This is a genomic window from Streptomyces caniscabiei (assembly GCF_014930365.1).
Lineage (GTDB): Bacteria > Actinomycetota > Actinomycetes > Streptomycetales > Streptomycetaceae > Streptomyces > Streptomyces caniscabiei.
Window position 1 is genome coordinate 715171 of record NZ_JABXWI010000004.1, and the last position, 19629, is coordinate 734799.

The 19629-nt window shown below is 72.0% G+C and carries 15 protein-coding genes; 7 read left to right on the forward strand and 8 right to left on the reverse strand.

The annotated features are described in order from the left end of the window. Window positions 1–104: 104 nt before the first annotated feature. Window positions 105–1598, reverse strand: a complete 1494-nt coding sequence (locus HW837_RS14790; RefSeq protein ID WP_193379593.1) for an ABC transporter substrate-binding protein — start codon at window positions 1596–1598, stop codon at window positions 105–107. Between the two features lie 102 nt (window positions 1599–1700). Continuing rightward, window positions 1701–2255, reverse strand: coding sequence for a GNAT family N-acetyltransferase (locus HW837_RS14795; protein ID WP_193382317.1), 555 nt, complete (start codon window positions 2253–2255; stop codon window positions 1701–1703). 196 nt (window positions 2256–2451) lie between these two features. Between HW837_RS14795 and HW837_RS14800 the strand changes: the two genes are divergently transcribed. The 4 genes from HW837_RS14800 to HW837_RS14815 all read left to right on the forward strand — a co-directional run bounded on the left by HW837_RS14800 (window position 2452) and on the right by HW837_RS14815 (window position 4741). Next, window positions 2452–3474, forward strand: coding sequence for a Ppx/GppA family phosphatase (locus tag HW837_RS14800; protein ID WP_045560080.1), 1023 nt, complete (start codon window positions 2452–2454; stop codon window positions 3472–3474). A gap of 43 nt (window positions 3475–3517) precedes the next feature. Continuing rightward, entirely contained in the window at window positions 3518–3748 is a 231-nt protein-coding gene (locus HW837_RS14805) for a hypothetical protein (RefSeq protein WP_193379591.1), read from the forward strand. Window positions 3749–3935: 187 nt separating this feature from the next. Further along, entirely contained in the window at window positions 3936–4451 is a 516-nt protein-coding gene (locus HW837_RS14810; protein ID WP_093790535.1) for an STAS domain-containing protein, read from the forward strand. A 98-nt stretch (window positions 4452–4549) separates the two neighbouring features. Further along, window positions 4550–4741: a hypothetical protein gene (locus HW837_RS14815; RefSeq protein WP_045560250.1), complete on the forward strand. Its 192-nt coding sequence runs from the start codon at window positions 4550–4552 to the stop codon at window positions 4739–4741. A gap of 193 nt (window positions 4742–4934) precedes the next feature. Here the strand turns inward: HW837_RS14815 and HW837_RS14820 are convergent, their stop codons facing one another. Further along, window positions 4935–5384: a protease inhibitor gene (locus tag HW837_RS14820; protein WP_063819812.1), complete on the reverse strand. Its 450-nt coding sequence runs from the start codon at window positions 5382–5384 to the stop codon at window positions 4935–4937. Window positions 5385–5913: 529 nt separating this feature from the next. On the opposite strand from HW837_RS14820, the gene HW837_RS14825 reads away from it, so the two are divergent. Continuing rightward, a complete protein-coding gene (locus tag HW837_RS14825; RefSeq protein ID WP_093790534.1) occupies window positions 5914–6684 on the forward strand; it encodes a carbonic anhydrase in 771 nt (256 codons plus the stop codon). 150 nt (window positions 6685–6834) lie between these two features. Continuing rightward, a complete protein-coding gene (locus HW837_RS14830) occupies window positions 6835–8004 on the forward strand; it encodes a lactate 2-monooxygenase (protein ID WP_193379590.1) in 1170 nt (389 codons plus the stop codon). Window positions 8005–8241: 237 nt separating this feature from the next. Here HW837_RS14830 and HW837_RS14835 read toward each other — a convergent pair whose 3' ends face one another. The 5 genes from HW837_RS14835 to HW837_RS14855 all read right to left on the reverse strand — a co-directional run bounded on the left by HW837_RS14835 (window position 8242) and on the right by HW837_RS14855 (window position 16916). Next, window positions 8242–10080, reverse strand: coding sequence for an RICIN domain-containing protein (locus HW837_RS14835; protein ID WP_193379589.1), 1839 nt, complete (start codon window positions 10078–10080; stop codon window positions 8242–8244). Window positions 10081–10630: 550 nt separating this feature from the next. Beyond that, window positions 10631–11008, reverse strand: coding sequence for a toxin Doc (locus HW837_RS14840; RefSeq protein ID WP_033528576.1), 378 nt, complete (start codon window positions 11006–11008; stop codon window positions 10631–10633). Between the two features lie 3 nt (window positions 11009–11011). Beyond that, window positions 11012–11257 carry a hypothetical protein gene (locus HW837_RS14845; RefSeq protein ID WP_045560074.1) on the reverse strand — a complete coding sequence of 82 codons (246 nt, stop codon included), beginning with the start codon at window positions 11255–11257 and terminating at the stop codon, window positions 11012–11014. A gap of 127 nt (window positions 11258–11384) precedes the next feature. Beyond that, on the reverse strand, window positions 11385–13628 hold the full coding sequence (locus HW837_RS14850) for a glycoside hydrolase family 9 protein (RefSeq protein WP_193379588.1): 2244 nt from the start codon (window positions 13626–13628) through the stop codon (window positions 11385–11387). Between the two features lie 198 nt (window positions 13629–13826). Further along, window positions 13827–16916: a glycoside hydrolase family 2 TIM barrel-domain containing protein gene (locus tag HW837_RS14855; RefSeq protein ID WP_193379587.1), complete on the reverse strand. Its 3090-nt coding sequence runs from the start codon at window positions 16914–16916 to the stop codon at window positions 13827–13829. A 262-nt stretch (window positions 16917–17178) separates the two neighbouring features. Here HW837_RS14855 and HW837_RS14860 point away from each other — a divergent pair, with 262 nt between their 5' ends. Next, on the forward strand, window positions 17179–19593 hold the full coding sequence (locus HW837_RS14860) for a SpoIIE family protein phosphatase (RefSeq protein WP_278003233.1): 2415 nt from the start codon (window positions 17179–17181) through the stop codon (window positions 19591–19593). The last annotated feature ends 36 nt before the right edge of the window (window positions 19594–19629 follow it).

Sequence of the window (19629 nt, forward strand, 5' to 3'; positions counted from 1 at the left end):
TGCCTTGAGGACGGTGAGCGCGGGGTCGGTGCGCGACAGCCACGGCAGCAGGCCGATCCCGCACAGCAGAACGGCGGCGAGCAGGGCCCGCCAGAGTGCCCGTATCAGCGTCGGGTCCCCGTTCCGACCAGGGTGCGCTCGTACGGGTCGAGGATCACGCCCCGCACGGAGGTGCTGACGCCGGTGATGATCCGCTGGTGGACGAGCGGGACGGTGGCGTCGGTGCCGAGGATCGCAGCCTCGGCGTTCATGGCCGCCTGCTGCCGCTTGGCGGTGTCGGACTCCTTCTCGGCGGCGGCGACGGCCCGGTCGACCTTCTTGTCGCAGAGCAGAGCGAGGTTGTAGCTGCCGTCGCAGGTGAAGTCACTGGCCAGGATGGTGACGGGGTCGCCGGTGTCGAGCAGGGAGTTGCGGGCGCCGACGAACGCGTCGAACTTGCCGGCGAGGGCGTCGCTCTCCAGCCGCGAGTACTCGCGGACCTCCAGCTTCACCTCGAACCCGGCCTCCCTGAGCTGCTGTTGCAGCACCTGGGCGACCTCGGGCAGCTCGGGCCGGTTGTCGTAGGTGGCGATGGTCACGGAGGTGCCGTCGGGGTCGGCGGCCTTCGCGCGGCCGGCCGGTGCGACGCGCTTGTCGGCGGCCCAGGTCACGGCGGGGCCGAAGATGCCGACTCCGGCGTCCGCGTGGCCCTCGTACACGTCCTTGGCGAGGACGGAGCCGTCGACGGCCTCGCGGGCGGCGGCCCGCAGCTTCGGGTCCTTGAAGGCGCCGGTCTTCGTGTTGAGCAGGAGGCTGGTGGTGCGGGTGGTGGCCGTCTCGCGGCGGGTGGCCTTGTCGAGGGTGGAGGCCTGCGACACGGGGACGGCCTCGGCGATGTCGACCTGGTCGGTGCGCAGGGCGTTGGTGCGCGCGGAGCCGTCGGCTATGAACTTGGCGTCGATGCCGCTCGCCTGGGCGCGCCCGCCCCAGTACTCCTCGAAGCGGTTCAGGGTGGCCGCGGTGGTGCCGGTGACCTCGGTGAGCTCGAACGGGCCGGTGGCCGTGCCGACCGGGTTCACGCGCTCGGCGCCGTAGGCCTTGGCGGACAGGATCGCGAGGCCGGGGCTGGTGAGCCTGAGCGGCAGGGCGGGGTCCGGGTCCTCGGTGGTGACGCGTACCCGGCGGTCGCCCTCGGCCTTCGCTGTGAGGCTGATGCCGGAGAGCGCGGCGGTGACCGGTTCGGCCTCGGTGGCGCGGGTGAGGGCGGCGGCGACGGTGGCCGGGGTGACCTCGGTGCCGTCCTGGAAGGTGGCCTCGCGCAGGGAGAAGAGCCAGTTCCGGTCGTTCTCGCGGGTCCAGGACTCGGCGAGCGCGGGGGCCGGGACGCCGTTGGCGTCCAGCTTGGTGAGGCCTTCGGTGACGCCGAGCCGGCTGAGGAGAGTGGCGTCGGCGCCGTACGGCGAGAAGTTCTCGGCGGGCGGGAAGGCGAGGGCCACGCGCAGTCGGGAGCCGTCGCCGGAGCCGTCGTCGGTGGTCCCTCCGTCCGAGGCGAAGCAGCCGGTCAGCAGGGGGGCGAGGAGCAGGCCGGCGGCGGCGCGACGGCGGCGGGAGGTGCGCATGGTCCTTGGTTCTCTGTGGGGGACGGGGCGGCGGGGGGGGCGGAGCGGCCGGGGGGCGGAGCGAGGGGGTGGGTCGCGACGCAGCCTACATGAGAATGATTTTCATCTAATCGGCGAGGAGATCACGGCCGCGGGCACCGGAACCTCGAAGTGCACCACCCGTTCCCCGGTCGTCTCGCGCTCGTCGCACACGGCCACGCCCTGCGACCGCCAGAAGCCCTCGGCGCCGGGCACCCCGGGATCGGTGTGCAGGTACACGGAGCGGTAACCGCCGTCGGCCGCCGCGATGTCCAGCAGCGCGGCGACCAGCCGCCGGGCCAGCCCGCGCCGCCGGTGCTCGGCACGGACGTACACACGCCGCAGCTGGGCGGTCTCCCCGGACGGGTAACGCTCGGCCAGCCAGCGGGGGTTGGGCGGATGGGCGGGCCCCCGGGAGTCCAGCGCGCCGGTCGCGACGACCGCGCCGTCCCGCTCGTCGACCGCCACCAGGAGCACATGACGGTCCGGCGTGACGTACGCGCCCCGCAGATCGATGATGTCGCCGTGCCAGCGCGGCACGTACCCCGTGCCGAAGTCCCGGTAGACGGTGTCGAGCATCACCGTCCGCGCTCCGTCGAGGTCTTCGGGGCCTGCCACCCTGATGTCGTAGTGCTGCACCTGCACATCATATGCAATAAGTCTGATCATTCCGATCAGGGGTTCGGACAGTCGCTCCGCACCGCGGCGATGCCTTCGGACACCCCTGCGACGGGGTGGTGCCCCACGGCGCGCGAGCGGCCGGGATGCGACGGCGTGCCTCCGGCCGCCGTACGGGACACGCGTGTTGAGGCGGCTACCGGGTACTCCGGAGGTCATGCGGATGAGCGTGGTGGATGTGGGATCGAACACCGTACGGCTCGTGGTGGCGGACGCCGAGGGGGGTGTACCGCTGCCGGTGCACACCGCGAAGTGGCGCCTGCGGCTGTCCGAGCAGGTGCCGCCCGGCGGTGATGTGCCCGACGAGGCCGTACAGCGGTTGTGTCAGGCGGTCACGGCGGCGGCGCGCACGGCGGAGAGATGGGGGGCGTCGACACCACTGGCGTTCGCGACCGCCGTGGTGCGGTCCGCGCCCAACTGCCGTGAGGTGCTGCGCACGGTGCGCGCGGAGACCGGTGTGCCGATCTGCACCCTGCCCGGCGAGGTGGAGGCCGAACTCACCTTCCTCGGCGCGCGCCGGTGGATGGGCTGGCGGTCGGGGCCGCTGGCCCTGCTGGACATCGGGGGCGGCTCGCTGGAGGTGGCCTTCGGGCGGGGACGGCTGCCGGACTTCGTGGCCTCGCTGCCGCTGGGCGCCAACCGCCTGACGCACGAGTTCTTCCACGGGCAGGACCCGCCGTCGACGGAGAGCATCAAGGCGCTGCGCCGCAAGGTCCGTCATCAGCTCCGGGACGTCTCGGCCCGCATCCGCTGGGAGGGACCGCGCACGGCCGTGGCCACCTCGCGCACCTTCCAGCAGCTCTCCCGGCTGTGCGGATCCGCGCCGGGCCGTCATGGGCCGTTCGTGGAACGGGAGTTGCGGTGCGCGGACCTCGGCGAGGCCATCGCCCGGCTCGCCGCCCTGCCCGCCGCCCAGCGGTCCGCCCTGCCGGGCATCTCCGCGCCCCGGGCGACGCAGAGTCTCGCCGGGGCGCTGGTCGGGCACACCACGATGAAGCTCGCCGGTCTGAAGAGCGTGACGATCTGCCCCTGGGCGATCCGCGAGGGCGTCCTGCTGCGGCACATCGAGGACGGCCCGGCGTGGTGGTCGGAGGTGACGCGGGACGTCGAAGCCACGGGGTCGGCGGGTTCGGGCACGCCGGGCGCGGTACCCCTACGGATCGCGGCCCCGGCCCGCTGACCCCGCCCGACCTCACCTGCCCCCTACGGAAAGGAGCACCCCCATGACGCACCACGACAAGCGGAGCCCCGACACCGAGCACGGCCGGCACGGCGACCGTGGGAAGGACAAGCCCGACACCGCCCTCGACGAGGTCCTGCGCGAGGTGGAACGGGCCGAGACCGACGTCACCGACTCCGACGGGCGCCGCCGTCACCACGGCGAGGCGGGCGACGCGATCACCCCCGACGAGCGGGCCCAGGAGGAGTCCCACGAGGAGTCCCACCACGACTAGGACACCCGGAGGCCGGATGGAGGCGGGCCGGATGCCCGACTCCTTCCGGGAAAGTCAATACGCAGGGCGGCAATTCACCTTTTCGAGTGTTGTAGATCTTGCGCCGGGCGCGAAAGGGATGGCCTGCTCCGCGCCGGGGTAGCTAACCGGATCCAATGCGCCCTACCCCTGACAAGGTGGAGCCGCCATGAGTCCGGATGCCCACGACCGCGCCGCCCCTCGACCCGAGGACACGGCCCCCGAATCCGGATCCGGGCCCGTGTCCGGGTCGGTGGCGGCCGACGAGTACGCCCGCACCCGCCGGGTCGGCCCCTTCGTCGTCGTCGAGGCCTCGGGCGAGATCGACATGGCGTCGGCCGGATCCCTCGCCGCGCATCTGACGGCCGCCGTGACCGGGGCATCCCCGCCGGACGTGCTCGTCGACCTGCGCCGCGTCGCCTTCTTCGACTGCTCGGGGCTGCGCGTGCTGTGCAGAGCGGAGGCCACCGCCCGGTCGCTCGGCGGGCGGCTCCGCCTCGTCTCCGACCAGCCCCGGATGCACCGGCTGCTGCGCGCCGCCGGCCTGTTGGGCCGTTTCCCGCCGTTACCGGACTTCCCGCCCGCGCCCCCACCACCGTCACCACCATCGCCTCCGTCACCACCGCCGCCCGCGTCTCCCCCGCCGCCCTCGCCTCCGCCTCCGCGACGGCCAAGTCTCAAGTAGCAGTTCAATGAAACGATCGAAGGACCTGCGGCAGGCACAGACCGCTCCGGCGGACACCGGCGCGGAATCCGAGCGACACAGAAGTGGAGACGCGCGAAGTGAAGTTCCTTCTCGAAGTCGACCTGGACAGCACGGGCTGGGACGAGGGCACCGCCGTCCAGGAGCTGGAGCGCATACTGCGCTACTGGGGCGGCAATCTCCGGCACTGCGAGATCGGCCCCGGGGACGGACAGCCCCTGTACGACTCCGGCCACCAGGAGGTCGGCCGCTGGACCGTCACCTCCGAGTGACCCACCGGGCCCCGGCATGATGCCGGGGGCCGGCCCGCGGCCCCACTCCGCTTCGGCCGGCCCCCGGACGGGATCGCGTGACGCACCGCGACAGGGCTCGCGCTCCCCAGCCACGGGCCCTCGCTCATCACTCACGGGGTCACGCAACCCCGGTCTACCGGCCGCCGTCGGGCGGCCGTGTCGTGCGGGTGGTTCAGAAGGAGTACAGAACGCTCGCGGCGGAGTCCTTCAGGCACTCGTTGGCGAACGTCCGCTCGTACGCGACGCGCTTGCCCTGCCAGACACCGTGGACGGTGACGACGACCGGGTCGTACTGCTTGGTGCACATCGCTCCGGCGCTGCCGCTCAGGACCTCGAAGTCGCCGCCGCTGTAGCGGAGTTCGGCGCAGGCGTCGGCGGGCGCCGGGTGGGTGCCGCCGGGCTTCGGCGCGCAGCTCAGGGTGACGGCGCGCTCGGGGGTGACGGTCGCCGAGTTCTCGCCGTGACCCACGGTCAGCACCAGGGCCGACGGGGCGTAGAGCCCCTGTACGGCGGGCTGGGGGGCCGTGGGTTCGGGCGCCGCGAGCGCGGGCCCCGCGAGGGGACCGCAGACGGCGGCGGCCGTCAGGGTGAGAGTCGCTGCCAGGCGCGCGGTCTTCGGCATGGTGTGCATCCTTCCGCTCTGCAGGAGTGCCCGGACGGCCCCGCCACATCGGTCGCGTGGACGAAGCCGGCCCGGACGGTGCCGGTTCGGCGTGCGCGAGTCTGCCGGGTCCCCGGCCGGAACACACATCCAACCCACAGGTTTCGGTAACTTTGAGTATTGAATCAGTGGCTCGAAGTCACGGAATTCGAACAGGCAAACCCCGATTCTGAGCGGTTCCCGATCGCCTCATGATCACGAATGGCCGGATCTCCATGGCTCGGCAATCGGCCTGAAACATTCCGCTTCGGCCCGGACACCCGTGCCATGACGGTGCGGAACCCCGAGCGGGACCGCCCCGCTACACCGCGTGTTTTGGACGGGCGCTTCCTCGGCACTGCATGAATGCTGGCCGGGTCCTAACCGGCCCCCCGCGAGTGTGGGATCACCAACTCCACCTGGGAGAACGGGAGCAGCGAGCCGGTGACGGCGGACCCACGCCTCCCGCGTTCCCGGGCGGATCACGCTCAGGAACGTTAGGGGCAGACTCATGGGTAACGCTGTGCGGCCACAGCGCAGGGCCATTCTCACGGGAGGACTCGCGGCGGCCTCCGCGGCCGTGCTCACCGCCTGTTCGTCCAAGACCGGTGACGCCGGCACGGCGAAGGCGGCGAACGTCGGGGCGGCGTCGTCCTCCCCGAAGGCCGCGCCCCGGCCCGACTCCGCGCGGACGGCGTACGCCAGGCTGCTGGAGGGCAACAAGCGCTGGGTGAGCGGCACGTTGCAGCACCCCGACCAGGACCCCGCCCGGCGCGCCGCCGTCGCGCCCGAGCAGAAGCCCTACGGCGTGATCGTCTCCTGCATCGACTCCCGTGTGCCGCCGGAGCTCGTCTTCGACACCGGCATAGGCGACCTGTTCGTGATACGCACCGGTGGTCAGGTCGTGCAGCCGGTGGTCGTCGGCTCCGTCGAGTACGGGCCCCTCACCGCCGGGTCCCCGCTCGTCGTCGTGCTGGGACATCAGAACTGCGGGGCCATCAAGGCGGCGTACAAGGCGATCAAGGACGACGAGGACCTGCCGGGCAACCTGCAGTCGATCGTCGAGGCCCTGCGCCCCGCCTACCAGGACATCGCCAAGACCAAGCACGCCGACCCCGTCGACGCGATGATCCGCGCCCACGCCAACCGGACCGCCGCCGATCTGCGGACCAACGCCTCCCTCGCCCCCCTGGTGAAGAAGGGCGACCTGAGCGTGGTCAGCGCCTACTACTCGCTCGACACGGGCCGCGTGGAGACCCTCACGGGCGCCCCCTCCGCCTGACACCGCAGCCGCGTCGCCACGTGGCCCAGGACGCTCGTGCCGTCCTGGGCCACGGCGAGGGTCCGCCCGTGCGGTGGACGGCGGGCGCACGGGTCGTCAGGATCGTCGGCGACGCGGGGCGTTCTCGACGGTGAGGGGCAGGACCGACGGATGACGAAGCACTGGGCGGACTTCCAGTACGAGATCTACCTGGGCGGGATGGGCGGGGCCGTGCCCCGGCTGCCCACCGACCTGACCCGGCTGGAGGAGCTGGCCGAGCACCGGCTCGGCGCCGGTCCGGTCGGCTATGTGGCGGGCAGCGCGGGGAACGGCAGTACGGCCCGCGCCAACCGGGAGGCGCTGGACCGGCACCGGATCGTGCCCCGGATGCTGCGGGACGTGAGCGAACGCGACCTGTCCGTCGAGGTGTTGGGCCGGTCGCTGGCGGCGCCGGTGGCGCTCGCCCCGGTGGGCGTGCTGTCGATCGTGCACCCGGAGGCGGAGCCGGCGGCTGCCCGCGCCGCCGCCGCGCAGGGCGTGCCGTACATCCTGTCCTCGGCGTCCAGCACGCCCATGGAGCAGGTCGCGGAAGCCATGGGGGACGCGGAGCGCTGGTTCCAGTTGTACTGGGCGAAGGACCGCGACGTCACCCGCAGCTTCCTGGAACGCGCGAGGGCCGCCGGGTACTCGGTGCTCGTCGTCACCCTCGACACGCCGTTGCTCGGTTGGCGGCCCCGTGATCTGGAGCGGGCGTACCTGCCGTTCCTGCACGGTGTCGGCACCGCCAACTACTTCTCCGACCCGGCGTTCCGGGCGGGGCTCGCGCGGCCGGTCCACGAGGACCCGAACGCGGCCGTGCTGCACTTCGCGGGGATGTTCGGCGACCCCGGGAAGACCTGGCCCGACCTGGCGTTCCTGCGTGAACACTGGGACGGGCCGATCGTGTTGAAGGGTGTGCTGCACCCGGACGACGCGCGGCTCGCAGCGGACGCGGGGATGGACGGGGTGGTCGTGTCCAACCACGGCGGGCGGCAGGTGGCGGGGGGCGTCGGTGCGGCGGACGCGCTGCCGGGGGTGGTGCGGGCGGTGGGTGAGCGGCTGACCGTGCTGTTCGACAGCGGGGTGCGGACGGGTGACGACGTCTTCAAGGCGTTGGCGCTCGGGGCGGATGCCGTGCTGCTGGGGCGGCCGTACGTGTACGGGTTGGCGCTGGACGGGCAGGCGGGGGTGGAGCATGTCATCCGCTGTCTGCTCGCCGAGTTGGACCTCACGCTGGCGTTGGCCGGGCATCGGGGGGCGGGGTCGGTGGAGGGCGGCAGTCTGGTCGGTGGGGGTTCCTGACGGGGGTCGCGCCCCCGCCGCCCCTACCCGTCCCATCCTCGGCAAGGGGCTGCGCCCCTTCGACCCCCAGCGTCCGTCCGGTGGGGGCTGGTCGCGCAGTTCCCCGCGCCCCTGAAAAAGCAGGGGCTGCGCCCCGTGCTTTTTCGGCCCGAAAGGCCGGAGGCCTTTCAGGGGCGCGGGGAACTGCGCGAGAAGCCCCCACCCACCCGCACACGAACAACCGGCCTCCCCTGACTCCTACAACCCGAGCCCCGTCAACAGCGTCGGCACGTCGACCGACGTCAGCGGGGTCAGGGGACTCTCCCGCTCCGTACCACCCTCCGCGGCGCCCTCGTCGTGGACGGCCAGCACGGACCCACCCCGCTCGGCCTCCGCCTCCGGCGTCGCGTTCGGCGTGGGCGTGTCGGGCTTCTCCGGTCCCGGCGCCGGGGAACCCTCGCCGGCGTCCGGTTTCTCGGAGACCGGCTCGGTCTCGGGCGTGGGCGCCTCGGAGCCGGAGACGGAGAGGGACTCGGGGCTCGCGGTCACCCCGTCGGTGAGCCAGCGCTGCTTGGTGGAGTTGTCCCGCACCTTGACCACGACGTCGGACTTGGGCTCCGAGTCGATGGGGGCCATGGCGAGCCCTTCGCCCCACCGGGGCAGCAACTCGCCCTGGACGGTGAAGTCGTAGCGGACGTCGTCGCCCCGCTTCGCGTGTTCGCCCGCGCAGCTGCCGAGGACGACGACACCGGCGTCCACCTGGGAGTCCAGGCACAGTTCGGGGTTGGCGACACTGCGCAGCAGCCCGTCCTCCTCGTAGGACCACTTCTGGGTCCAGCCGGAGTCGCACACCGCGAGTTCGGTCGAGGCGCCCTTCACGGCCTTGCCGCCCGCGATGTCGAGGCAGAGATCGGCGGCCTGGTTGCGCAGGCGGGTCTGCTGGGGTGCCGTGGGCCGTCCGGCCGAGGCCGGCGGGGTCGGTGAAGCGCTGCCGCGGGTGGCCTCGTTGCCGGTGTCCGGCGCCGTCGCGACGCCCCCGGTGGCGCTGGTGGAGGCGGTGGGGTCGGCGCCGCTGCCGTCGTCCGAGAGGAACGCGGCGCCCAGGATGGCCGCGAGCAGCGCGCCCGAGGAGACGCCGACGGTGAGCAGGGCGCGGGGGTTGCGAGCTCCGGAGGTGATCCGGCGGCGCTGTGCGGGGATCTGGGAGAGCAGTCGGTGGCGGCCGCCGCTCCCCGGCCGTCTCGACGTGCCCTTCTGCGGCATCCGGCCGGGCCGGGAGTCGAGGTAGCGCCGGGCACCCCAGCCGAGTACGGCTTCGGCGATGACGCCGCCGAGTCCGCCCTCGAAATGGCTGAGTTGCTCGGCGGCGTAACGGCAGTAGCGGCACTCCAGCAGATGCTGCTGGACGTCCGGCAGCAGAGCGCCGCCGCGGCGAATGGGCACATCCAGCAGGCGGTTGTAGAAGCGGCAATCCTTGGACGGCGCGAGTTCCCGGTGGGCGCGCACGCAGCCCTCCCGGAATTTGTCGCGTGCCTGCTCCAGGGTGGCGACGGCGCTGTCGGCGTCCAGCCCCAGCAGACCAGTGGGTATGGTTATCGTTTCGGCTTCTACTTCGGTGTGCCACAGCAGGCACTGGGCGACCGCGGGGAGGGCCTGGAAAGAACGCTCGACGAGCTTGCGGTTTTCCGGCGTCATGGACTTCGCCGCGCGCATGCCCCGCCCTCCGGCGGGCTTGCGCAAGTCCGGCAGCACACCGGAGACGCCCCCTTCCGCGGACCACTCCTTGACGGTGTCGCGCGCGGCCACCAGCAGCCGGGGCCGCAGGGCGACACCCGACTCGCCCCGCATCAGCCCGTCGAGCACCCGGTGGAAGGCGGTCGCGGTGACCATCGAGGCGACCTGGGACTGGGTGGCGAGACAGACGGCCGCGTAGTCATAGGTCGACTGCCAGTGCCGTGCCATCAACAGGGCGACCGGGTCGCCGGTGCCGCCCTCCGGCCATCCCCTCAGCCGGGCCGCGAGAGTCTCGTCGGACTCTCCGGGCACCGGGCCGGGCGCGGGCGGGAAAGTGGGGCGGGGAGGGTGGGGGGTGTGCACAGAGCGGGTTCCTTCCAAGGCACAAGATGGCACACGGAGTTGTGGCCGCCGAAAAGGGCCCTGGACTGGTGCGTACCTTTTTGGCGGGCGCCGGGAAAGCGGCCGGGGACCGGGCCGCACGATGACCGTCTCCCTTGAGCCTTTTGGGCCCTTCGGCGACCGGGAAAGCCAAATGGCCTTTCCGGCCGGGCCATTGCCCCTGCGCAGGAAGTTCACCCTTGCACAAGTTACTCATGGCTAACAAGGCACTTGTGCAACATCCGTATCACTAAAAGCAGGTCAGATGACCGGTACGAATGATTCCGCTTCGCAGAGCGAACGCTTCCGCTTCCCAAATGTTCAAGCCTTCAAGCACCCCGTGTGAACCGTACGCACACCCCGGTGGTCCGCGCACGCTCCCGGCGCGCGGACGGTTCGTTGTTGACTGAAGCCGGCCACCTCGGAAGGCCCCGCGCGGAACGGCGGCTCTCCCGCGCGAAACGGGCCGCCGACCTTGATCCTCCCGCCCTCGGTCGGCGGCCCCGAGGTGGGACCGCTCGCTCCGGCTCGCTCAGATCTGCCAGGAGCGCAGCCGGTCCGCCGCCCCGTAGACGTCGGTCTTGCCGGAGATCAGGTCCCGCGCGAGATCCACGAGGGCCCCGTACGGCGGGTCGATGCCGACGCCGCTGACGAACATGTAGGCCACGGCGGTCGCGCAGGCGAAACGGGCGTTGGCGGCCGGCAGGGGCTTGAGCAGGGCGAGGGTGTGCAGCAGCGCGGCCGCCCGCCAGGCCGGGTCGGAGTCCACGCCGAGGCGCGGCGGGTCGACGCGGTGCCGGGCGACGGCGGCGACGAGCGCCGAGAAGTCGTTGACGGTGGGCTGCTCGGGCATGACCTCTTCGTGTCGCTGGAGCAGCCAGGGCACGTCGATGTGGATGACGGGAGCCATCGGTCAGACGGCCCGTCCCCCCGCCTTGGCGGCGGGTTCGTCGTCCGGGAAGGCGGCGGCGAACTCGTCGGCGTGCGCGGTGAAGAACTCCCGGAACGCCTCCGCGCCCTCCTTCAGCGCCCGGTGCCGCACGATGTCGGCAGCGGCGGCCTCGCGCACGAGCGCCTTCATCGACGTCCCGCGCTCCTTGGCCATCTGCCGCAGGTCCTCTAGCTCGCGGTCGCTGAACTCCACATTCAGAGCTGGCATGCGCCCACGGTACCGCGAGGGTACTTACCCGTAAATAATCGCAGGTCAAGGCTATGTGCGGGCGGTACCGAATCAAGGCGGCCGACGTCCCGGAGGACGTCGGCCGCGCGCGTTCGGAGGTGAGGTGTCAGCTCTGGTCGGCGACGAACGACGCCATACGGGCCAGCGCCGCGTTCCAGTTGATCGTGTGTTCGTTGGTCGACCAGGACTGGATGTCGTCGATGTAGCAGAACTGGCCGACGCAGCCCTGGAGTTTGCTCTGCGCGTAGGGGTCCTGGATGGAGGAGTTGGGGCCGCCCGCGAGGGTGCCGGCCGGCGGGTTGGGCTGGTCCGGGTCGAGCTGGTGGGCGTACCACCGGGCGTGCTGGTTGCGGGCGTCGACCTCGCCGTACCCGGTGACGTAGGAGATGTTGAGGGCGTTGCGGCCGAAGAGGTAGTCCATGCTCTGGAGCGCGCCCTCCCGGTACTTGGACGCCCCGCTGATGTCGTAGGCCGTGGCGACGACGACCGCGTTGTTGAGGATCTGGTGGTTGGAGCCCCAGTCGTAGAGGTTGTTCTCGGGCGCGTACGGCATGCCGTACGGGTGGTCCTTCAGCGTGGCCAGGTAGCGGTCGGCGGCCTTGGTCACGGACTGGCGGACCTTGTCGCGGCCGGGCAGCTTGTTCGGCACGGTCGCGAGGTCGAGGCGGCCCGCGGCGGCCGTGCGGGCCCAGTCGAAGCCGATGGGTCCGAAGATGTCGGCGGTGTGCACGGGTGAGGCGAGGACGTGGTCCTGGAAGGCCTTCTCGCCGGTGGTCAGGTACAGCTGGGCGGCCGCCCAGTAGAACTCGTCGGTGACGTTGTTGTCGGCGTAGGTGCCCCCGCCGACGCCGTCGCTCTCGGAGGCGTACACGGCCGGGTGCTCCAGGGCCGCCGCCCAGGCCGTGCGGGCCGCGGTGAGGGCCTTCGCGGCGAAGGCGCGGTCGTAGGGGCGGTAGAGGCGGGCCGCCTGGGCGGCCGTGGCCGCCAGGTTGAGGGTCGCCGCCGTGGTCGGCGGGTGCAGCTCACGCTTCTGCGGGTCGTCGGCGGGCATCAGCGGCAGGCCGGTCCACTGCTCGTCGTGGATCTTGTGGTGGGCCATGCCCGCGAGCGGCTCACCCTGCGGCACCTGCATCCTCAGCAGGAAGTCCAGCTCCCGGCGGACCTCGTCCAGCAGGTCGGGCACCTTGTTGCCGCTCTCGGGGATGTCCAGCGAGCCGTCGCCGAGTTTGCCGGCCTTGCCGGTACGGGCGTGCAGCGCGCGTTCGTAGGTGCTCAGCACCTCCCAGGTGGAGATACCGCCGTTGACGACATACTTGCCGTGGTCACCGGCGTCGTACCAGCCGCCGGTGACGTCGAGCCGGTAGTCGCAGACGCCGGGCTGGCAGGGCACGTTCCCGTCGCCCTGGTTGGGCGCCACGTCGACATGGCCGGCGGCGCGGCCGTAGCCGGGTCGCAGGTCGTCGCTGATCGGGGTGCCGCTGCGCTGGGTGTAGTAGTACTTCAGCGAGTCCAGGCGCAGGCGCTCGTAGGCGGCCGGGTCGATGTCGAACGGGCGGCTGGTCTCGCCGTCGGCGACCAGGGTGAAGCCGGTGCCGCGTTTACGGTAGGCGCCGAAGTCGATCGAGTGGACGTGCTGCCCGGAGGAGGCGTCGAGACCGCGCGGGGTGCTCCACCCGTGGGCGACGACGGCACCCGAGGCGTTCTTCAACTGCCAGGGCAGCCGCTCCGTCGCGTCGGTCACCAGGGTGGCGTTCTTGGGCCCGGCGGGCAGATAGGCGACCTGGTTGACCCGTACCCGGGGCCCGGTGTCGGGTTCGTACACCTCCGGCGGCACCCCGCCGAGCAGCGAGATGTCGTCCATGCAGAAGGTGAACGGGTTCGCGTTGCCGCCGACTTGGAAGCCGACCTGGGCCTGGCTGGTGTCGACGGGCGAGGTGAAGGTGTAGGTGTAGGAGTCGCCCGAGACGTTCAGCTGCGGGCTGACCTCGAAGTAGGTGTCGTACGGGGCCACCGACAGGCCGACGATGGCCCGCAGGACGTTGCCCTGGGGTGTGCCGGAGGCGGAGAAGCTGAAGCGGTACGACTCGCCCTTGACCAGGGTGATGTCGTTCTGGCCGACGGCGGCGTCCCAGCGGTTGGTGGTGCCGCCGGGGATCTCGGCGCAGAGCCGGCCGTCGGTGAGGCCGGCGGTGACGTTGCCGGTCGTCCACCAGGGGGCGGTGGTGGTGTCGAAGGCGCCGTTCTTGACCTGTTCGACCTCCTCGGCCTGGGCCGGGCCGGTGGGCAGCGCGGTGAGCGCGGCCGCGAGGAGGGTCGTCAGGGCGAGCAGGGCGGTTCTGCGTCGTTTCACGTCTGGGCTCCTCGGAGGAGGTGGGGGCGCAGTCGGTGACGGGTGGTGCCGGGGGCGCGGGTGCGGACAGAGTCATGGGAGCGCTCCCAGATGCGGACTTGGCCATGCTGTTAGAGACATGACAGCCCGTCAACGGTCCGGACGGGACTGGTTTGTCGTCCGGACCGGAGCGGCGGCTCGTCGACGAGGCCCGGGGCGTCAGACCGCGAGGACGTCCAGCCTGCTGATGCGGACCGCGCCGCGTGTCTCGCCCGGGTGGCGGCTCGTCAGGGTGAGGCGGACGCGGGAGCCGCGCAGCGGGGTGAACGTGATCGCCGTGGGGGCGTCGGAGGCGGTGGCCCAGTCGATCGTCGCGCCCTCCACGGGGACGTACCGCCGGCCGTCCCACACCTCGACCTCGACGGCCTCGGGCAGGGTGTGCCCCGCGTCGACGGTGAAGGAGACCTCGACCCGGTCGACCCTCCCGGGCCGCCCCCAGTCGACCGTGACCCAGTCCTCGGGCCGTGCGCCGCTGAACGCGGGCAGCAGGGCGGTGGCCGCCTTGAGGAAGGCGTTGGACCAGCCGGTGGCGGGGTCGCCGTCGAGCATGGCGGCGGGCAGGGTGTCGGGGCGACCGGAGTGACTCGCGTCGGCGCGGGGATAGGTGACGGGAGCCGGGTGGTCGGGCCCGAAGGAGGCGGCCGGGGTCGTCGACCTGTCGCGCGCCGGCGTGGCGCGCACGCTCACCCTTCCGGTGCGCAGCCCCGCCACCCGTGCCGTCACCCGTACCGAGCCCGCCTCGACGCCCGACCGTACGATCGCGAGCGCCTTGCCGCCGAAGGCGGTGCGGGTGGATGCCTGGTAGCGCTCGGCGCTCTCCTCGCGGCCGTTGTCGAGTCCCGCGAGGGAGCCTCCCCGGACGTCGAAGGTGATGAGGTGCTCGGCGTCGGGGACCACCACGCCCCGGGCGTCGACGATCTCGGCGGTGACGAAGGCCAGCGAACGCCCGTCCGCCGCCAGGGATTTCCGGTCGGCGGTGAGCCGTACGGCGTGCGGCTCACCGGCCGTGCGCAGGACGTCGGTGGCGACGACCCTGCCGTCGCGCCGTGCCACCGCCTTCAGTTCACCGGGGACGTACGGCACCTTCCAGGTGAGGTGGAGTTTGCCCGCGCTGCCGCCCGGGCTGGTGTAGCTGCCCGGGTACGGGCCGTCGGTGAAGGTCTTGTCGTCGCCGGTGGGTTCGGTGGTCTCCAGGTAGGACCGCCCGTCGGGGGTCTTCTTCTCGTCGAACCTCCGCGTCCCGAGGGACTTCCCGTTGAGGAACAGCTCGACGGTGGCGACGTTGGAGTAGGCCCACACCTCGATCATGTCGCCCTTGTCGTGGTTCCAGGTCATCGGCAGCAGATGGACCATGGGCTCGCCGGTCCACTGGCTCCGGAAGAGGTGGTACATGTCCTTGGGGAAGCCGGCCGTGTCGACCGCGCCGAAGAAGGAGGCCTTCACCGGGAAGACGTCGTACGGCGTGGGCTCGCCGAGGTAGTCGATACCCGACCAGAGGAACTGCCCGGCGAACCACTTCCGGTCGCGGTCCTTCTTGTGGCCGTACTCCCCGCTCATGGTCCAGGAGGCGAGGTTGTTGTCGTAGGAGGAGACGCCCCGTCGGCCCGGCGTGTGGTTCTCGCCGGTGTTGAGGCGCTCGGGCTCCTGGTAGACGCCTCGCGTGGAGGTCTCCGAGGACGACTCCGACTCGAAGAGGAACAGGTGCGGGTAGCGGGCGTGCAGGGCGTCCACCGACTTGGCGGTGTTGTAGTTGAGGCCGAGGCCGTCGAGCTTGGCGAGGATCAGGTCGCCGGGGGTGCCGGGGGCGGGGACGCTGCGGTGGCGGTGGGAGCCGATGACGACGGGGCGGGTGTCGTCGGAGGCCTTGAGGGCGGCGATCAGGCGGTCCGCCATGACGAGGCCGGATGCGGAGGTGAACTCGGAGACCTCGTTGCCGAGGGACCACATCAGGACGGCGGGCGAGTTGCGGGCCGCGAGCACCATCTCGGTGATGTCGCGGTCGGCCCACTCGTCGAAGAAACGGCCGTAGTCGTAGCGGGTCTTGGGGCTGCGCCAGCAGTCGAAGGCCTCCACCGTCATCACGATGCCGAGGTCCTCGCAGACCTCGATCATCTCGGGCGAGGGCGGGTTGTGGGAGGTGCGCAGGGCGTTGACGCCCATCGACTTCATGATCGTCATCTGGCGGCGGATCGCGTCGGCGTGGACGGCGGCGCCGAGCGCGCCGAGGTCGTGGTGGAGGTCGACCCCCTTGATCTTGTGCGGGGTGCCGTTGAGGTGGAAGCCCTCGTCGGGGTCGAAGCGGAAGGTGCGGATGCCGAAGGGGGTGCGGTGGGTGTCGGTGGTGCGGCCGCCGACGCGCAGTTCGGTGGTGAGGGTGTAGCGGTGCGGGTCCGCGAAGTCCCATCGCCTCGGCTCGCGCACGGTCAGTTCATGGGTCTCGGTCGCGGTGTCGGTGACGGCGACCGTGGAGGACGTACGGGCGACCGTCCGGCCGCGGGCGTCGACGACGCGGGAGACGACCTCGACGTCCGCCGCGCCGCCGGAGGCGTTCACGACGGTGGTGCGGCCGCGGACGAGGGCGCGCTCGTCGGTGACGTCCGGGGTGGTGACGTACGTGCCCCAGCGCGCCACGTGCACGGGGTCGGTGACGACCAGTCGGGCCTCGCGGTAGATGCCGCTGCCGGAGTACCAGCGGCTGCTGGGCAGGCGGTTCTGGACCTTGACCGCGATGACGTTCTCGGTGGCGTCGTCGGTGTGCAGCAGGTCGGTGAGGTCGAAGGCGAAGCCGGTGTAGCCGTAGGGGTGGCGGCCGACCTCGGTGCCGTTGCAGTGGACGTACGAGTCCATGTAGACGCCGTCGAACTCGACCGAGATCCGCTTGCCCGCGAGGGAGCGCGGCAGGGTGAAGGCGGTGCGGTACCAGCCGAGGCCGCCGGGGAAGAAGCCGGTGCCGCTGGTGGTGCCGTGCTCGGTGGTGGGGGCGAGTTCGATGGACCAGTCGTGCGGGACGGCCACCTGCCGCCAGGCGGAGTCGTCGAACCCGGGGCGCGCGGCGTCGGCGTACTCGCCGGTGGGATCGGTGATGCCGCCGGGGTTGACGAGGGCGAAGCGCCAGCCGTCGCGGAGCGGGACGGTCCGGCGGGTGGCGGTGGGTCCCGACCGGGGGGCGGCGGTCGCGGTGCCCGTCAGCGCTCCCACCAGCGGGGCGGAGGTGCCCGCGACGAGCAGTGATCTGCGGGTGACGGTCATGGTGTTCCCTTCGTCGAACGTGCGGGTGGACGTTCCGGGGAGCCGTGGAGCACAAGACCCCACAAGCCATCACATGCGATCGTGACCGAACAGAATCTGACGACTCGTCCCAGCGGTCGTCAAGGGCCTCTCAGGCCACTCGGCGAACACCGGTTCAGGAAATCGCGCGGAGGTACGGTTTCCCGTCCGCTTTTCCGGCGGAGCGCATAGGCTGGAATTCGCCCGTAAGCCCGTTCGGTCCGGCGGAATGGAACTCGCGACGATGAGGAGCCGCAAGGTTACGCACGGCGACACCCCTGCGTACGCCCTGGACGGTGCCGCCACCGCGCGGGCGGCCATGGACGGCGACGGCACGATCGTCGAGTGGAGCGAGGGCGCCCGACGGCTGCTGGGCTGGCACGCGACGGAGGTCGTGGGCCGCCCCGCCGAGGAGCTGCTGGCCCCGGGGGGCTCCTTCCTGCCGCCCCCGCCGGGCAGCCGCAGCTGGAACGGGACGCTCGCGCTGCGTCACCGCGACGGCCGGACGGTGACCGCGTGGCTGCTCGCCCACCACCGGGGCCTGAAGAACGCCGACGGCGACGGCAGCTGGCTGGTTCTCTGCCCGCTGGACGATCCCGGCCCCCTGGGGCGGGACGATCCGCTCGCGGCGGCCGTCATGGTCCAGTCGCCGTGCGCCATGGCCGTCTTCGACGACCACCTCCGGCTGCGCGGTATCAACGACGTGATGGCGGACGCCGTGGGGATGCCGGAGGAGAACCTCCGGGGCCTGCACATGTCCGAGATCATCGGCGGCCGCCAGGGCGAGAAGCTGGAGCAGCAGCTGCGCGAGGTGCTGGCCCTCGGCCGTCGCAAGGACGTGCAGACCTTCCTGCGGGCCGCCGACGAGAACCGCGCCCACGCCTGGTCGGCGGCGATCGCCCCGCTCACGGACGAGTCCGGGGTGCCGATCGGGGTCTGTGTCACCGGGCACGACATCACCGAGCAGTACCTGGCGCGGCAGCGCCTGCAGCTGGTGAACGAGGCGAGCATCCGCATCGGCACCACCCTCGACGTACGGCGCACCGCGCAGGAGCTGGCGGACGTGTGCGTGCCGGTCCTCGCCGACTTCGTCAGCGTCGACCTCATGCAGTCCCTCGACCACGGCGACGAGCCGCACGAGGGCCCGCTCTCCGCGCCCTTCACCCTGCGCCGCGCCGCCCACCAGTCGGTGACCCCCGGCTGCCCCGAGGCGGTGGTCGAGGTGGGCCGGACCGACGTCTACCCGGCGACCTCCCCGCAGGCCGCGTCCCTGACGGTCGGCCACACCGTCGTGGCGACGGACCCGGCGAACACCCTCGTGGACTGGCTCGCCTGGGACCCGATACGCGGCCGGCGGGTCAAGGAGCTGGGTGTCCACACCACCATGTCGGTACCGATCCGGGCCCGGGGCACCACCCTCGGCGTGGCCGTCCTGACCCGGTTCAAACGGCTCGACCCCTACACCGCCGACGACGAGCTGCTGGCCGAGGAGGTCACGGCCCGCGCCGCCGTCTGCATCGACAACGCCCGCCGGTACTCCCGCGAGCGCGAGACCGCCCTCGCCCTCCAGCGCAGCCTGCTCCCCCAGACCCTGCCCCGCATGCCCGCCCTGGAGGCCGCCTCCCGCTACCTCCCGGCGGCCCAGGCCGGGGTCGGCGGCGACTGGTTCGACGTCATCCCGCTGTCCGGGATGCGGGTCGCCATGGTCGTCGGCGACGTCGTCGGACACGGCGTGCAGGCCTCCGCCACCATGGGCCGGCTGCGGACCGCCGTGCGCACCCTCGCCGACGTCGACCTCGCCCCCGACGAACTCCTCACCCACCTCGACGACCTCGTCGTACGCCTGTCCGCCGAGGCCGGCAGCGAGGGGGTGACCGGCGAGGTGGGCGCCACCTGCCTGTACGCCGTCTACGACCCGGTGACCCGGCGCTGCACCTTCGCCCGTGCCGGACATCCGCCGCCGGTGGTCCTGGACCCCGACGGACGGCCCATGGAGGTCGAAGTGCCGTCGGGACAGCCCCTGGGCCTCGGCGGACTTCCCTTCGAGTCCGCCGAACTCGAACTGCCCGAGGGCACGGTCATCGCCCTCTACACCGACGGCCTGATCGAGACCCGGGACCGGGACATCGACACCGGCCAGGAGCTGCTGGCGGAGGCACTGTCCGGCCGCAAGGGGTCGCTGGACGACATCTGCCAGGACGTCGTGCAGTCCCTGCTCCCGGCGAACGGCGCCCCCGACGACGTGGCGCTGCTGCTGGCCCGCACCCGCGGGCTGCGGGCGGAGCGGGTGGCGACCTGGTCGATCCCCGCCGACCCCGCGTTCGTCGCCCGGACCCGCCAGTACGTGCTGACGCAGATGGCGCTGTGGGGCATCAGCGAGTCGGCGTTCACGGCGGAGCTGGTGGTGAGCGAACTGGTCACCAACGCCATCCGGCACGGCGCCCCGCCCATCCAGCTGCGCCTGATCCACGACGACACCACCCTGATCTGCGAGGTGTCGGACGGCAGCGGCACGGCCCCGCATCTGCGCCGGGCCAAGACCTTCGACGAGGGCGGGCGCGGTCTGCTGCTCGTGGCCCAGCTGACCCAGCGGTGGGGCAGCCGGCACACCGAGGACGGCAAGACGATCTGGGCGGATCTGACGCTGTCGGAGGAGTGAGCACGACGGCGCCGCGGTGAGCCCGGTCTCACTCCC

Coding starts and splice junctions, on each gene's coding strand:
- HW837_RS14800 (WP_045560080.1), top strand. CDS start 2,452: ATGCGGATGAGCGTGGTGGATGTGGGATCGAACACCGTACGGCTCGTG.
- HW837_RS14790 (WP_193379593.1), bottom strand. CDS start 1,598: ATGCGCACCTCCCGCCGCCGTCGCGCCGCCGCCGGCCTGCTCCTCGCC.
- HW837_RS14820 (WP_063819812.1), bottom strand. CDS start 5,384: ATGCCGAAGACCGCGCGCCTGGCAGCGACTCTCACCCTGACGGCCGCC.
- HW837_RS14830 (WP_193379590.1), top strand. CDS start 6,835: ATGACGAAGCACTGGGCGGACTTCCAGTACGAGATCTACCTGGGCGGG.
- HW837_RS14855 (WP_193379587.1), bottom strand. CDS start 16,916: ATGACCGTCACCCGCAGATCACTGCTCGTCGCGGGCACCTCCGCCCCG.
- HW837_RS14840 (WP_033528576.1), bottom strand. CDS start 11,008: ATGGCTCCCGTCATCCACATCGACGTGCCCTGGCTGCTCCAGCGACAC.
- HW837_RS14825 (WP_093790534.1), top strand. CDS start 5,914: ATGGGTAACGCTGTGCGGCCACAGCGCAGGGCCATTCTCACGGGAGGA.
- HW837_RS14805 (WP_193379591.1), top strand. CDS start 3,518: ATGACGCACCACGACAAGCGGAGCCCCGACACCGAGCACGGCCGGCAC.
- HW837_RS14810 (WP_093790535.1), top strand. CDS start 3,936: ATGAGTCCGGATGCCCACGACCGCGCCGCCCCTCGACCCGAGGACACG.
- HW837_RS14860 (WP_278003233.1), top strand. CDS start 17,179: ATGAGGAGCCGCAAGGTTACGCACGGCGACACCCCTGCGTACGCCCTG.
- HW837_RS14845 (WP_045560074.1), bottom strand. CDS start 11,257: ATGCCAGCTCTGAATGTGGAGTTCAGCGACCGCGAGCTAGAGGACCTG.